General features: G+C 66.7%; 11 protein-coding genes and 1 riboswitch. Of the genes, 1 reads left to right on the top strand and 10 read right to left on the bottom strand.

Annotated features, from left to right (window positions below; genetic code table 11):
* Nucleotides 1-17: 17 nt before the first annotated feature.
* From IAQ70_RS04695 to IAQ70_RS04665, 7 genes are all read right to left on the bottom strand, one after another.
* Nucleotides 18-1,385, bottom strand: a complete 1,368-nt coding sequence (locus IAQ70_RS04695; RefSeq protein ID WP_190988167.1) for a glutamate-5-semialdehyde dehydrogenase — start codon at nucleotides 1,383-1,385, stop codon at nucleotides 18-20.
* Between the two features lie 26 nt (nucleotides 1,386-1,411).
* The gene (proB, locus tag IAQ70_RS04690; protein WP_190988166.1) at nucleotides 1,412-2,563 is read right to left on the bottom strand and encodes a glutamate 5-kinase; all 1,152 of its coding nucleotides are present in this window, start codon (nucleotides 2,561-2,563) and stop codon (nucleotides 1,412-1,414) included.
* On the bottom strand, nucleotides 2,553-4,142 hold the full coding sequence (obgE, locus tag IAQ70_RS04685; RefSeq protein WP_190988165.1) for a GTPase ObgE: 1,590 nt from the start codon (nucleotides 4,140-4,142) through the stop codon (nucleotides 2,553-2,555). The genes proB and obgE overlap by 11 nt, the downstream gene beginning before the upstream one ends.
* A gap of 116 nt (nucleotides 4,143-4,258) precedes the next feature.
* The gene (rpmA, locus tag IAQ70_RS04680) at nucleotides 4,259-4,522 is read right to left on the bottom strand and encodes a 50S ribosomal protein L27 (protein ID WP_120949928.1); all 264 of its coding nucleotides are present in this window, start codon (nucleotides 4,520-4,522) and stop codon (nucleotides 4,259-4,261) included.
* Between the two features lie 59 nt (nucleotides 4,523-4,581).
* Nucleotides 4,582-4,890, bottom strand: a complete 309-nt coding sequence (gene rplU / locus IAQ70_RS04675) for a 50S ribosomal protein L21 (RefSeq protein WP_190988461.1) — start codon at nucleotides 4,888-4,890, stop codon at nucleotides 4,582-4,584.
* Nucleotides 4,891-5,161: 271 nt separating this feature from the next.
* Nucleotides 5,162-6,772, bottom strand: coding sequence for a bifunctional hydroxymethylpyrimidine kinase/phosphomethylpyrimidine kinase (gene thiD / locus IAQ70_RS04670; RefSeq protein WP_190988164.1), 1,611 nt, complete (start codon nucleotides 6,770-6,772; stop codon nucleotides 5,162-5,164).
* Nucleotides 6,755-6,852, bottom strand: a riboswitch (TPP riboswitch). It overlaps the preceding gene by 18 nt.
* Nucleotides 6,853-6,968: 116 nt before the next feature.
* Entirely contained in the window at nucleotides 6,969-10,466 is a 3,498-nt protein-coding gene (locus IAQ70_RS04665; protein WP_190988163.1) for an Rne/Rng family ribonuclease, read from the bottom strand.
* Between the two features lie 468 nt (nucleotides 10,467-10,934).
* Here IAQ70_RS04665 and IAQ70_RS04660 point away from each other — a divergent pair, with 468 nt between their 5' ends.
* Nucleotides 10,935-11,633: a vitamin K epoxide reductase family protein gene (locus IAQ70_RS04660; protein WP_223858904.1), complete on the top strand. Its 699-nt coding sequence runs from the start codon at nucleotides 10,935-10,937 to the stop codon at nucleotides 11,631-11,633.
* 91 nt (nucleotides 11,634-11,724) lie between these two features.
* Here the strand turns inward: IAQ70_RS04660 and ndk are convergent, their stop codons facing one another.
* From ndk to IAQ70_RS04645, 3 genes are read right to left on the bottom strand one after another with little or no spacing between them, the layout of a single operon-like run.
* Nucleotides 11,725-12,144, bottom strand: a complete 420-nt coding sequence (ndk, locus tag IAQ70_RS04655) for a nucleoside-diphosphate kinase (RefSeq protein WP_190988162.1) — start codon at nucleotides 12,142-12,144, stop codon at nucleotides 11,725-11,727.
* A 38-nt stretch (nucleotides 12,145-12,182) separates the two neighbouring features.
* The gene (locus tag IAQ70_RS04650) at nucleotides 12,183-12,629 is read right to left on the bottom strand and encodes a DUF4233 domain-containing protein (protein ID WP_190988161.1); all 447 of its coding nucleotides are present in this window, start codon (nucleotides 12,627-12,629) and stop codon (nucleotides 12,183-12,185) included.
* Between the two features lie 2 nt (nucleotides 12,630-12,631).
* Nucleotides 12,632-13,990 carry a bifunctional folylpolyglutamate synthase/dihydrofolate synthase gene (locus IAQ70_RS04645; RefSeq protein ID WP_190988160.1) on the bottom strand — a complete coding sequence of 453 codons (1,359 nt, stop codon included), beginning with the start codon at nucleotides 13,988-13,990 and terminating at the stop codon, nucleotides 12,632-12,634.
* Nucleotides 13,991-13,993 lie beyond the last annotated feature (3 nt).

Raw genomic sequence — 13,993 nt, 5'->3', positions numbered from 1 at the left:
TCTATGTTACCGCGTTGCTAGCCGCGGACTTGGCCCTCGCCCTGCACGATCCACTTGGTGGTGGTGAGCTCGGTGAGCCCCATCGGTCCGCGGGCGTGCAGCTTCTGGGTGGAGATGCCCACCTCGGCACCCAGGCCCAGCTCGCCGCCGTCGGTAAACCGGGTGGACGCGTTGACGATGACTGCCGCCGAGTCAATCTCCGCAATGAACCGCTCCGCGTTGGCGAGGTTGTTGGTGAGGATGGCTTCGGTATGGCCGGTGGACCAGGTGCGGATGTGCTTCACGGCGTCATCCAGGCTGTCCACCATGGCCACGGCGAGGTCGAGGTCCATGTACTCGGTCTCCCAGTCCGCGTCCGTTGCGGGCGTTGACTCGATGGAAGCAGGCAGGGCGGCGCGGATGCGGTCGTCCGTGTGGAGGGTGACGCCGGCGTCACGGAGCGCGGCGGCCACAGCCGGCAGCACGGTGGAGCGGGAGTGGACCAGCAGCGTTTCCACCGTGTTGCAGACGCTGGGCCGCTGGGTTTTGGCGTTCAGCAGGATATCCACCGCCATCTCTTCACTGGCGGATTCGTCGATGAAAATGTGGACGTTGCCTTCACCGGTTTCGATGACGGGGACGGCTGCGTTCAACACAACGGATTGAATCAGGTCCCGGCCGCCGCGGGGAATCAGCACGTCAACGCGGCCGCGGGCCCGCATCAGGGCGTTGGCGCCCTCCCGGCCGTACTGGTCCACCGTCTGCACGGCATCGGAGGGCAGGCCCACGCCGTGCAGGGCGTCACGGAGTACCTGCACCAGGGCTTCATTCGTGGCGGCCGCAGCGGTGCCGCCCCGGAGGATGACGGCGTTTCCGCTCTTGAGCGCGAGGCCGGCGATGTCAACGGTCACATTGGGCCGTGCCTCGTAGATAGCGGCCACCACGCCCATGGGCACGTTGACCTGGCGCAGGCGGAGGCCATTGGGCAGGGTCTGTCCGCGGACCACATTGCCCACGGGGTCCGGGAGGGTGGCGAGGTTCTCCAAGGCATCCACGAGCCCGGTGATTCGGGCATCGGTAAGCGTCAGCCGGTCCAGCATCGCAGCCGAGGTTCCGTTGGCCTTTCCGGCAGCGACGTCCTTGGCATTGGCGGCCAGGATGACGCTCTTCCGTTCCAGCAGGGCGGCGCCGATGGCGCGGAGGCCACGGTCCTTCCAGGCCCGGTTGGCCCGGGACATCCGCCGGGCTGCCTGCTTGGAGCGGTCGGCGACGGCGTGGACTGCGGCCTCGACTTCCTCGGGCGACAGCGGCACTGCGGTCTCCGGTGACGTCGCTTCCGGCGCAGCAGGAACGCCCGTGTTATCTCCGGTAGTCGCAGCAGTGGGATGGGTCAGTGCCTCAGTCATGGTCCAAGTTTAGGCGAGTTGGGGACTCAGACCAGCACCAGGTCATCAACGTGAACAACTTCACGGTCATAGCCGCGGCCCAGCGCCTTGCCCAGTTCCTTGGTGGAGCGGCCCAGCATCTGCGGCAACTCGGCCGAGGAGTAGTTCACCAGGCCCCGGGCGATGACGGTGCCGTCCAGGCTGACCATTTCGACGGCGTCGCCCGCTTCAAAATCCCCATCGACGGCGGAAATGCCGGCGGGGAGCAGGGACGTTCGGCGGTGGCGTACGGCCTTCACCGCGCCATCGTCCAGGATCAACCGTCCCCGGACGGAGGCGAGGTGCGCCAGCCACAGCAGGCGCACGGGCTTGCGCGCGCCGTTCACCGTGAACCAGGTGCCAACATCCTCACCTGCCAGCGCCGCGGCAGCGTTGGCGGTGGACGTGACAAGGGCGTGGATGCCGGAGCCGGCGGCGATCGTCGCGGCTTCGACTTTGGTGGTCATGCCGCCGGTGCCCACGCCGGCTTTGCCTGCCTTGCCGATGGTGACGCCGTCGAGGTCGTGCGGGCCTTCCACCAGGGGAATCCGCTTGGCACCGTGCGACGGCGGGCCGTCGTAGAGGGAGTCGACGTCGGAGAGCAGCACCAGCGCGTCGGCGCGGACCAGGTGGGCGACGAGGGCAGCCAGGCGATCGTTGTCACCGAAACGGATCTCGTGGGTGGCCACGGTGTCGTTTTCATTGACCACCGGAACCACGCCCAGATTGAGGAGGCGGTCCAGCGCGCGGAAGGCGTTGGTGTGCTGGCTGCGCCGCATCAGGTCGTCAGCGGTGAGCAGCACCTGGCTGACCGTCACGCCGTGGGCGCCGAATGCCTGGGTGTAGCGGGCCATCAGCAGGCCCTGCCCGACGCTGGCCGCGGCCTGCTGCGTAGCAAGGTCACGCGGCCGCTTGGCCAGGCCGAGCGGCGCCAGGCCGGCGGCGATGGCGCCGGAGGACACCAGTATGATCTCGGTGCCGGCGTTGCGCTTCGTTGCCAGCGCGTCCGCCAGGGCGGTCAGCGCTTCCTCGGAGATGCCGCCCTTGATGCTGGTGAGCGACGACGAACCGACCTTAACAACGATCCTGCGGGCATGCGCGAGCACGCTGCGGTCCGCGGTCCGCTGGTGTGGCACCGCGGTGGCGGCGCTACTGGTCATCGTCTGCGCCCAGTCCACTCTCCTTGAGCGGCTTGGCAATCCGGCGGCTGCTGACCGATTCGGTCCAGATGCCGGCCTTGCGCTCTGCTTCGAGCTCGGCGCGGGCGGCAGCCTTGGCTTCCTTGCGTTCCTGCTGTTCATCGCGCTTCTGGCCGCGGGTGGGGCGGTCGCCGATATCGGCAAAGCGGACGTCGGTGCCTCGGGGTGCCGCGAGCAGCTCCGCACCGGCCATCATGGTCGGCTCCCAGTCGAACACGACGCCGTCGTCCTCGCCGATCACCACGGTGTCGCCCGGCTTGGCACCCTGCTTGAAGAGTTCGTTCTCCACGCCCAGCTTGGCGAGCCGGTCCGCGAGGTAACCGATGGCTTCCTCGTTGGTGAAGTCGGTCTGCTTGACCCAGCGCACGGGCTTGTCGCCGAGGACGCGGAACAGCGGCTCCAGGTTCTTCTCTTCGCGGCGGATCTTAAAGCCGGACTCGTTGACGGCGCGGGGCCGCAGCACGGGCGGCTGGACCTTCGGCGGCGCGGCGGCCAGGGTGTCGCGGGCGGCCTGGACGATTTCCGCCATGGCAAAGCCAAGCTGGCGGAGGCCCTCGTGGCTGGTGGCCGAGATCTCGAAGACCCGGTAGCCGCGGGACTCCAGTTCAGGGCGGACGAATTCGGCCATGTCCTTGCCGTCCGGCAGGTCAACCTTGTTCAGGGCGACGAGGCGGGGGCGTTGGTTCAGCGGCACCACTTCGCCGTCGGTGCCGGCGTAGCTCATGTCAACGGCGTACTTTTCCAGTTCCGCTTCGATGATGGCCAGGTCCGCGAGCGGGTCACGGTCTGATTCGAGCGTGCCGCAGTCCAGTACGTGCACCAAGGCGGCACAGCGTTCCACGTGGCGCAGGAAGTGGTGGCCAAGGCCCTTGCCCTCGCTGGCGCCCTCGATGAGGCCGGGCACATCGGCGATGGTAAAGCGGATGTCGCCGGCCTGGACGACGCCCAGGTTGGGGATCAGGGTGGTGAAGGGGTAATCGGCGATCTTGGGCCGCGCAGCGGACATGGCCGCGATCAGGCTGGACTTGCCGGCCGAGGGGAAACCCACCAGCGCAATGTCGGCGATGGACTTCAGTTCCAGCACAATGTCGGCGGCGTCACCCTCGATGCCCAGCAGGGCGAAGCCCGGGGCCCGGCGCTTCTGCGAGGACAGTGAGGCGTTGCCCAGGCCGCCCTGGCCGCCCGCGGCCGCGACGTATTCGGCGCCTTCGCCGACGAGGTCCGCGAGGACGGTACCGTCCTTGGACTTGACCACGGTGCCGTCCGGAACCGGCAGGATGAGCGTCTCGCCGCTCTTGCCGCCGCGCCAGTCCCCCATCCCGGGTCCGCCGTTGGTGGCGTGCCTGTGCGGGGCGTGGTGGTAGTCCAGCAGGGTGGTGGTCTGGTGATCAACGCGCAGGATGACGTCGCCGCCGTCGCCGCCATTGCCGCCGTCGGGACCGCCCAGGGGCTTGAACTTCTCCCGGTGGACGGAGACACAGCCGTGGCCGCCGGTACCGCCGGATACGTGCAGTACTACCCGGTCTACAAAGCTCGCCACGTGGATCTCCTCAGTGCTTTTTTCCTGGACGCCACAGGCGCCAAGACGATTGTAATGCGGTTAAAAGAACAGTGGAGCGGACCAAATGGCCCGCTCCACCGCTTCAGAACTATTTGTTACTCTGCAGCTGCAGCAGTAACGATGTTGACGACGCGGCGACCGCGGCGGGTGCCGAATTCGACAGCTCCCGGGGTCAGTGCGAACAGGGTGTCGTCGCCGCCGCGGCCAACGCCGGCGCCCGGGTGGAAGTGGGTGCCACGCTGGCGGACGATGATCTCGCCTGCGGAAACTACCTGGCCGCCGAAGCGCTTGACGCCGAGGTACTGGGCGTTGGAGTCACGACCGTTGCGAGTGGAACTCGCGCCTTTTTTATGTGCCATTTGAAATGCCTGCCTCTAAATTCTGGGGAATCTGCTGAAAACCTGAACAGTAACGAAGGTTACTTGATACCAGTGATCTTGACCTTGGTCAGTTCCTGACGGTGACCCTGGCGCTTCTTGTAACCGGTCTTGTTCTTGAACTTCTGGATGACGATCTTCGGACCACGGAGGTCGTTGAGGATCTCAGCCGTAACAGTTACCTTGGCCAGGTCCGCAGCTGCGGAGGTGACCTTTTCACCGTCTACCAGGAGCAGGGCAGGCAGCTCAATGGTGCTGCCAGCTCCACCGGCGACGCGGTTGAGGGTAACGAAGTCTCCAACGGAGACCTTCTCTTGCCGGCCGCCTGCGCGGACAATCGCGTACACCACTTGGGAACTCACTTCTCTCGACGTTTATAACTAAATTTGCGTGCGGGCCCGAATCCAAATTGGCTGGGTTTCCCGCTGTGCCTCAACGCCGTGGGGTCGTAACCCAAGTGTTGGCGTAAGCACCGAAGATCTAGAATACGCTAATTTCGCCTTCGGCTGCAAATGAGGCTGGTTACGGCCGGCTGCCTGTGATAGGTCCCACTGAGGGGAACAGTCCTGACAATCCGAAACCGTGCCCGACTATCGTACCGGCTGCAGCCCCTGCTGATGTTCAGGCATGCAGGCGCGGCGCGTCGAAGAAGTCCACTTCGAAACGGCACGAGTGCCGGAATGCCTGGAGCATGGCGGCCTGTTCGTCCGCTGCCGCCTTCCGCCCTGCCTCGTCAGCCATGGCGACAGCTTCGCGTGTTGCCTGTGCGAAGTCCTCGTCCGCGTAGGTCCGAAGCCACTGGGCATACGGGTGTGCTTCGGGTGCCCCGGCTGCCAGGAACTGCGAATGCAGGGTCCGGCCCACTTCGGCGTAGAGCCAGAAGCACGGCAGGAGTGCCGCGACCAGCACTCCGTAACTGCCGGAGGCGGAGGTTGCCAGCAGGTGGTCCACGTAGGACTTGGTGACGGGGCCCAGGACGTGCTCCACCGTGCGTGTGCTGAGCCAGGTGCGGTGCAGTTCGGATTCGACCTCGAGGCATTGCCGGGCGGACCGGGCCCAGAACAGCTGTGCGGCTTCCGTTGGCGCCAGCGCACTGGCCCGGGCCAGGGCACGCGAGTAGCCGTTGAGATAGATGGCGTCCTGGGCGAGGTAGTAGGCGAACTGATCCTCCGCCAAGGTGCCTTCGGCCAGGCCGCGGATGAATGCAAGCCCGTAGATGGCGTCCAGATCAGGGGCCGCCGCCTGGCGCAGGGCAGCAGCGAATTCCCCGGCGGCGAGGGGCTGCCGGAGGTGGTGGAAGTGATGGATGGGACCGTTGCCGCCCCCCACATCCAGCTGGCCCGAAGCCTGCAGCGCGCCGGAAAGCCAGGGCTTCACCTGCCGCAGCGATGCTTCCCAGTCCCCCAGCCGGGCCTGTGCCGTGGCCATGGCCGAGGACAGCGAGCAGCCGGTGCCGTGGCTGTTGCGGGTGGGAATCCTATCTCCGGCCACTTCCACTACCGGCCGGGAGAGCAGCCCCCCGGCGTTGACGAGGGCATCCGGGCACGCACCGCCGTCGAGATGGCCTCCCTTGACCAGGATGGTGGCGCCGGTGGCCGCGGCGAGGCGTTTGCCCTGCTCCAGCGCGGCGGCCCAGCCCCGGGCCAGCGGTTCGTGCACAAGGATGGCCAGCTCGGCGAGGTTGGGGGTGATGAGGTCCGCGAGCGGCAGCAGGGCGAGCAGGGCAGCCTCCGCCGATTCCTTCAGCAGCCGGTCCCCGCTCGTGGCAACCATGACGGGATCCAAAACCACGACGGCGGGACGCACCTTTTCCAGCCAGCTGCGGACCGTGTCAATCACCTCCGCGTTGCCCAGCATGCCGATCTTGACGGCGTCGATGGTGATGTCATCGCTGATGGCATCAAGCTGCTGGCGCAGGAAGGCGGCCGGTGGCACATGGATATCCTGGACACCCCGCGTGTTTTGAACGGTCAGTGCGGTGATGGCTGCCATGCCGTAGCCACCCAGGGCGGCAATGCTCTTGAGGTCGGCCTGAATGCCTGCCCCGCCGGACGGATCCGATCCGGCGATGGACAGCACACGCGGGGTAGCATGCAGCACGGCCCCCGAAGTGGATGACCCGGGTACCGGGCGCTGGGCTGCGGGAATTTGGGCTGGTTCCCGGGTTTCCGGGGTGGCGGAAGTTTCGGGGGTTGCGGGAGGAAGGACATAGGTCGAAGCCAAAGGAGACATCCCTTCGCCGGTACTAGCCGGACAGGTTCAACGGGTGTGGATCTCAGCCGGCCCTTTGCGCGGCACCCCGTGTCAGAAACCCACCCTAGCGCTTCCGTACTCCCGCCGCCTCAGATGAAGCCGGAACGCAGGATGCCCGCATGCGCCCCTGGAAGGGGACGCGTACGGGCATCCTGCGCGGAGTCCCCGCGAAGAGTCAGAGCTCGGAAGCGGGTACCCCTACGCCGAGGATAATCGGCGCATTGGTCTGTGCCGGCGCGGCCGCCGCCGGGGCGTTGGTGCGCTCCGGCGCCTTGGCAGCATGGGTATGCCCCGAGGTGACGGCGGGAGCGGCTTCGTGATGTTCCACCGTGGTGGCGTTGGCTGCGCCCTGGGCACGGCTGGCGCTCCGGTTCCGCCGCGGACGGCGGGCACGGGGCTGCTCGGTGTGGTCGGAGTAGTCCTTCTCGGCCGCGGCAGGAGCCGCCGGAGCCTGGGCAGAGGCCTGAGCCTGACGGGCAGGCTCTGCTGCCTGCTGGCGCTCAGCCTGCTGGCGCTCGGTCTGCTGGCGCTCGGGCCTGCTTTCGGCCTGGCGCGCGGCCTCCTGGCGCTCGGCCGGAGCGCTGGCAGCAACAGGTGCCGGTTCGCCAAGCTTGGCGAACGCCTCCGCCAGGCGGTCAAGAGTCAGTGCCGGAGCCTGCGGCTGCTCCTCGTGGTGCGCCACAAACGGCAGCACGACCTGCTCCCCACCGAACGTCAGCACGGCGGCGGGCCTGCCCGTGCTGTCCGTTTCGGAAGGTTGCGCCGGTGCAGGGGCCGGGGCCTCCGGGCTGGAGGCCTTGCCGGCAGCGGCATGGGCTACTTCGTCGTCGTGCAGGTGGGCCGCGTGGGCGGCGGCCGCAATGTTGGCGAGGGCCGCCCTTGTGGCCTCAGCCTTGGCATGGCGCTCGGCATCGCTCGGATCCGGGTGGACCGTATGGATCTGCACCGGAGCTGCAGGCGCTACGTCCAGGGGCTGCCCGCCGCGGCCGCGGCGGCGCTTCCGGTCAGTCCGGCCGCCCTGCTGGGCGTCCGGACGGGTGTCGACGCGCTGGTTGTCCGGGCGCTGCGTGTCCGGGCGGTTGTCCGCACGCTGCACGTGGTGCTCGGCGGCGACGGTGTTCGCGCGGCGGTGCTCCACCGGGTCGTCGTGGGTAACAATTCCGCGTCCGGCGCAGGTTTCGCACTGTTCGCCGAAGACCTCAAGGAGTCCGGTGCCCATGCGCTTTCGCGTCATCTGCACCAGACCCAGCGACGTCACTTCTGCCACCTGATGCTTGGTGCGGTCACGGCCCAGGCATTCCACCATGCGGCGGAGCACCAGGTCGCGGTTGGACTCCAGGACCATGTCGATGAAGTCAATGACAATGATGCCGCCGATGTCGCGGAGCCGGAGCTGCCGGACCACTTCTTCGGCCGCTTCCAGGTTGTTCTTGGTGACGGTTTCCTCGAGGTTGCCGCCGCTGCCGGTGAACTTGCCGGTGTTGACGTCCACCACGGTCATGGCTTCGGTACGGTCAATGACCAGCGAACCGCCGGACGGCAGGAAGACCTTGCGCTCGAGTGCCTTGTGGATCTGCTCGTCGATCCGCCATGCGGCGAAGATGTCCTGGTCCTTGGTCCACTTTTCCAGGCGGCCCACCAGGTCCGGGGCAACGTAGGTGACGTAGGCCTCGATGGTGTCCCAGGCTTCTTCGCCCGAGACGATCAGCTTGGAGAAGTCCTCGTTGAAGACGTCACGGACCACCTTGATGGTGAGGTCCGGTTCGCCGTAGAGCAGTTCCGGGGCGAGGATCTTGGTGGATGTGGACTGGCTTTCGATGCCCTCCCACTGTGCCCGCAGCCGGTTGATGTCGTGCGTGAGCTCCTCTTCCGAGGCGCCTTCGGCCGCGGTTCGGACAATCACGCCGGCATGCTCGGGCAGGCGGTCCTTGAGGATGCGCTTGAGGCGGTTGCGTTCGACGTCGGGCAGCTTGCGGGAGATGCCGGTCATGGACCCGCCGGGTACGTAGACAAGGTAACGGCCCGGGAGGGAAATCTGGCTGGTGAGGCGTGCGCCCTTGTGGCCCACCGGATCCTTGGTGACCTGGACGAGGACGGTGTCGCCCGATTTGAGCGCGTTTTCGATCCGGCGCTGCTTGCCTTCGAGGTTGACGGATTCCCAGTTCACTTCACCGGCGTACAGCACGGCGTTGCGGCCGCGTCCGATGTCTACGAACGCCGCTTCCATGGAGGGCAGGACGTTCTGCACCTTGCCGAGGTAAACGTTGCCGATCAGCGAGTCCTGCTGGGTCTTGGAGACGAAGTGCTCTGCGAGGACGCCATCCTCCAGGACACCGATCTGGATTCTGTCGTCGCGCTGGCGGACGATCATCTGACGGTCTACAGATTCGCGGCGGGCCAGGAACTCGGCCTCGGTGATCACAGTCCTGCGGCGGCCCGTGTCGCGGGATTCGCGGCGGCGCTGCTTCTTTGCTTCGAGCCTGGTGGAGCCCTTCACGCTGGTCACCCGGTTGTTGACCGGCGCTTCGGTCACCGCGCGCGGAGCCCGGACACGCGTCACCGTGTTGGGCGGATCGTCGCCCTCTCCACCGGTGAGTTCAAGATCCTGGTCGCCACGGCGGCGACGACGACGACGGCGGGACGTCACGCCTTCATCGTTCTGGCCGGCCTCTTCTTCGTCGTCGTGTCCGGCACCGTCCTCGCTGCCCTCGGAACCATCCGTGTCAGTGCCGGCATCGCTGTCACCGCCGCGGGCGCGACCGCGGCGGCCACGGCTGCGGCGACGGCGGCGGCTGTTGGCGTCGTCCCCTTCGCCCTCTTCGGCGTCGTCCTCTTCCGGCTCTTCCACCGCGGCGGGAACAGGCCGGACAACAGTTGTCAGGTCCGGGGCCTGGAAGAGCACGGACGTGGCTGAGCCCGGTTCCAGGAACAGCGAACCGAACGGGCTGGCGGGCTCGGCGGCGGCCTGCTCGCCCTCCGGTCCGGCGGCGTCAGCCTGGGCCGGAGCTGATTCCGCGGCAGCGGCGGCTCTTACGGGAGCGGAGGCCGTCCCGGGAGCGGCTGCGTCGGGGGCTGCCGCGTCAGTCGCAACAGTGTCAGGGGCGGCTGCATCAGTCGCAACAGTGTCATGAGCGGCCGCGTCAGTCGCAACAGTGTCAGGGGCGGCTGCGTCGGGGGTTGCCGCGTCAGTCACAACAGTGTCAGGGGCGGAAGCCTTGCGGGTGGCAACGCGGCGGCGGCGGACCGGCTTGGCATCGGGATCTGCCTCGGCGAGCGGGGATCCGCCGGCGGGTTCCGCGGCATCCGGCGCAACGGTCTGACCGGACGCAGATGCTTCCGTGGACGGTGCATCCGCGGCTGGCGCGTCCTGGGCTTCGACGGCGAAAGCAGGCAGCGGTTCCCCAACTTCGGGCTTCCTGCGCGCGCGGGTCCGGCGGACAGGGGCCTTGGCCTCCGGCGCGGTCTCCACTACGGCAACTGCCTCAAGGACCGCAGCAGTCTCGGCGTCGGGCTGCGCCGCGGCTTCGGTCAGTGACCCGGTACCTGTGGATGCTGCGACGCTGGCTGCCTTCGGGGCTGCCTTACGGCGGGTCCTTGTGGCCTTCCGGGGCGCCTCGGGGGTTTCAGCTGCCACTGTTTCAGCATTAACGGCTGGTACGTGTTCATTTTCCATGTGTAGCTACACTCCTGCCCCTGACGTACCGCCACATCCGGCACCCATTGGGGCACATATTGTCAAAACCCGCAGGCGTTGACAGAAGTCAGTTGGATACTCCCAGGTTCGCACCGGCATTGGGGTGCGGCAGCCCGTGGGAGCCGTCGGCTGTGTCCTGAAACCCGTTGTTCTAAACGCCACAACCAGGTGCCGACCAATGGAATTGCGGGAGGCCGGATCACAGAGAATCCAAAGCCTGCCCTGCTCATCATTGGCGGTCTTGAAACAAGCCACCGGACCGGAGTCCGAATGTGGGTCGGCCTCCAGCCATGTTCATTCTCTCACACCCCGGCCCCGAGGCCGCGGAAGCGGGGTCAAAGGATGCGCGCCTGGAGGCTCCGGCCTGTGGCGCTCGCTGGAGTGCGCGTTCAGGCGCCGGCGTTACAATCGGGCTAGGAGCACCCGAAGCAAAGGACGCCACACACCATGCCCAGCAGTTCCCCGCACGGTACCGACACAACACACGACTCCCCCTCCGCCGGGGCCCCCACTGCCGCGCCGGCTGCCGCGCCGGCCACGAAGGCCGCGGCCCTGCCGCGCATGGCCCGTAACCGGCCCCTCGGTTGGCTCATGGTCATTACGGGAATCATCGGCTGGCTGGCTTCGGGAACGCTTGTCCTGGAAAAGCTGGAGGTCCTTAAGGATCCCAACCACGCCACCGTCTGCGATGTGAATCCCTGGATCTCCTGTGGCCAGGTGATGCAGACCTGGCAAAGCTCGGTGTTCGGGTTCCCCAACATGTTTATTGGCATTGTGGCTTTCGCCATCATCATCACCGTGGGCATGGCCCTGCTGTCCGGCGCTACGTTCGCCCGCTGGTACTGGGCAGGGCTCCAGGCCGGCGTCACCCTGGGTTTCGCATTTGTAGTGTGGCTGTGGTCCCAGGCCCTGTACGTGATCCACATCCTGTGCCCGTTCTGCATGATCGTCTGGGCCGCCATGATTCCGCTGTTCGTCTGGGTCACCATCAGGAACATCAGCCACGGCGTGATCCCCATGCCCGCCGGCGCAGCCAAAGTCCTGGGCGACTCGGGCTGGATCATCACCGCGCTGCTCTATGTCGCGGTCATCGCCACCATCTTCTTCGCCTTTATCCAGGTGTTCGCCGGCACGTCCGGCTTCTAGGCCCCAACCGCGTCGAGGTGACACTTAAGGCCAATGTCCGCGCCGGACATTGGCCTTAACTGTCACCTCGGTGAGGCGGGTGGTGCAGGTGCTAGCCCTGGAACCAGATTTTGATCTCGCGCTCTGCCGAGTCCACGGAGTCGGAGCCGTGGACCAGGTTCTGCTGGACCTTCAGGCCCCAGTCGCGGCCGAAGTCGCCACGGATGGTGCCGGGGGCGGCAGTGGTGGGGTCGGTGGTTCCGGCCAGGGAGCGGAAGCCTTCAATGACGCGGTGGCCTTCGAAGATCGCGGCCACTACCGGGCCGCTGAGCATGAATTCCACGAGCGGCTCGTAGAACGGCTTGCCCACGTGCTCCTCGTAGTGCTGCTCCAGGAGTTCGCGGCTGGCGTCGACCTTCTTCAGCTCCGCGAGGGTGTAGCCCTTGGCCTCGATGCGGCTCAGGATGGCGCCGCTGAGGTTGCGGGACACGCCGTCGGGCTTGATCAAAACGAGGGTGCGCTCAATGCTCACAGTTGCTCCAATGCGTTGGTGGGGGTTTCGGGACAAGTCTACGAGGCCGGCGGGGTGTCCCCGTGCGCCGCGTCCCATTCGGCCTGTTCGCGTTCGCGCTTGGCCGACTCCGAGTCGATCCTGATGCCCGTGCGGATCCCGTACCACCAGGCCAGGCCGAACAGGGCGCCCACCAGGAACATCATGGGTTCAACGATGCCGGTGAGGATCAGCACGATCTGCAGGATCCAGCCCAGTGCCACGCCCCACGGTTTGGACAGTACCGCACAGGCGAAGACCATGACCAGGCTGAGGGCGATGCCGACCCCCAGGATCAGGGCCGGCGGGAACTCACCGCGCCTGAGCCCAAAAACGGCCAGGGTGGCAAAAAAGACCACAAACGCCTCGAGCAGCAGGACCGTGGAGGCAAACATTACCTTGGTGGAACGGCGCTTCTTCGGCATCCCCGGACGCCATTCACGCTGGGCTTTGGTCAGCTTGGCCACGGCTAGGCCTCCGTCTTTCCGAGCAGGATCCGCGCCTCAGCCACCAGGGTGATGGACCCCGTCACCAGCACGCCGCCGGCCAGGTCATCGTTGGCTTCAGCACGCTCCACCGCCCACTCCAGGGCGTCGTCGAGCTTCTCCGCGATGTGGATGTTGTCTTCGCCGAAGCCCATCTCCACAGCCAGTTCCGCCAGTTCGGCTGCAGGGACGGCCCGCGGTGAGTTGGACTGCGTGAAGCAGTACTCCTCCGCAAGGCCGCCCAGGGACTCCTTGAGCTGGCGCAGGATTTCTTCCGCGTCCTTCTCCTTGAGGACCCCCACCACCGGCACAAGCCGGGTGAAGGTGAAGGCCTCCTGGATGGCCTCGGCCGAAACCCTGATGCCGTCCGGGTTGTGGGCGGCGTCCACGATGATGGTGGGCGCCGTCCGGACAACTTCGAGCCGGCCCGGTGAGGTGACGGAAGCGAACGCTTCCTGCAGCACTTCGGCATCCAATTCCTTCTCACCGCCGAAGAAAGCCTCGAGCGCCGCCACGGCAACGGCCGCGTTTTGCGCCTGGTGCGCCCCGTGCAGGGGCAGCAGCAGGTCCGGGTACCGGCCGGCGATGCCCTGGATGCTGACGACCTGCCCGCCCACGGCAACGGTCCGGGACTCGACGCCGAATTCCACGCCTTCGAACCGGAACGGCACCGCCACGTCCTTGGCCTTTTCCAGCAGCACCTGGGCAGCATCCACGGGCTGCGCCGCGCTGATGAGGTACCCGCCGGGCTTGATGATGCCGGCTTTTTCGTAGGCAATGTCTTCAGTGGTGTCGCCCAGCAGGTCCGTGTGGTCCAGCGAGATGGGCGTGATCACCGAGACCTGCCCGTCGCCCACGTTGGTGGCGTCCGTGATGCCGCCCAGGCCAACCTCGATCACGGCGACGTTGACGGGCTGGTCGGCGAAAATGGCGAAGCCCAGGATGGTCAGGCATTCAAAGTAGGTGAGCCGGGGCTGGCCCTCGGCCTCCAGCTCGGAATCGACGATCTGCAGGTACGGGCGGATCTCATCCCAGATCCGGACGAACGTTTCGTCGGAGACGGGATGGCCGTCGATGCTGATCCGTTCGGTGACCTTGGACAGGTGCGGGCTGGTGTAGCGGCCCGTGCTGAGGCCGTGGGCGCGCAGCCCGGCCTCGATCATCCGTGCCGTGGAAGTCTTGCCGTTGGTTCCGGTGACATGGATGATCGGAAAGGCCTTGTTGGGCTCGCCCAGGACGTCCATGGCCCGGAACAGCGGTGCCAGCCGCGGCTCCATCTTATTTTCGGGCGCACGGCCCAGCAGCTCGGCGTAGACACTCTCTACGGAGAATTCGTCGGTCATATC

The organism is Pseudarthrobacter sulfonivorans, from assembly GCF_014712225.1.
Taxonomy (GTDB): domain Bacteria; phylum Actinomycetota; class Actinomycetes; order Actinomycetales; family Micrococcaceae; genus Arthrobacter; species Arthrobacter sulfonivorans.
This window is presented reverse-complemented; position numbering and strand designations above follow the sequence as displayed.

Coding starts and splice junctions, on each gene's coding strand:
- IAQ70_RS04645 (WP_190988160.1), bottom strand. CDS start 13,990: ATGACCGACGAATTCTCCGTAGAGAGTGTCTACGCCGAGCTGCTGGGC.
- thiD (WP_190988164.1), bottom strand. CDS start 6,772: ATGTCTCCTTTGGCTTCGACCTATGTCCTTCCTCCCGCAACCCCCGAA.
- rpmA (WP_120949928.1), bottom strand. CDS start 4,522: ATGGCACATAAAAAAGGCGCGAGTTCCACTCGCAACGGTCGTGACTCC.
- proB (WP_190988166.1), bottom strand. CDS start 2,563: ATGACCAGTAGCGCCGCCACCGCGGTGCCACACCAGCGGACCGCGGAC.
- IAQ70_RS04695 (WP_190988167.1), bottom strand. CDS start 1,385: ATGACTGAGGCACTGACCCATCCCACTGCTGCGACTACCGGAGATAAC.
- IAQ70_RS04660 (WP_223858904.1), top strand. CDS start 10,935: ATGCCCAGCAGTTCCCCGCACGGTACCGACACAACACACGACTCCCCC.
- IAQ70_RS04665 (WP_190988163.1), bottom strand. CDS start 10,466: ATGGAAAATGAACACGTACCAGCCGTTAATGCTGAAACAGTGGCAGCT.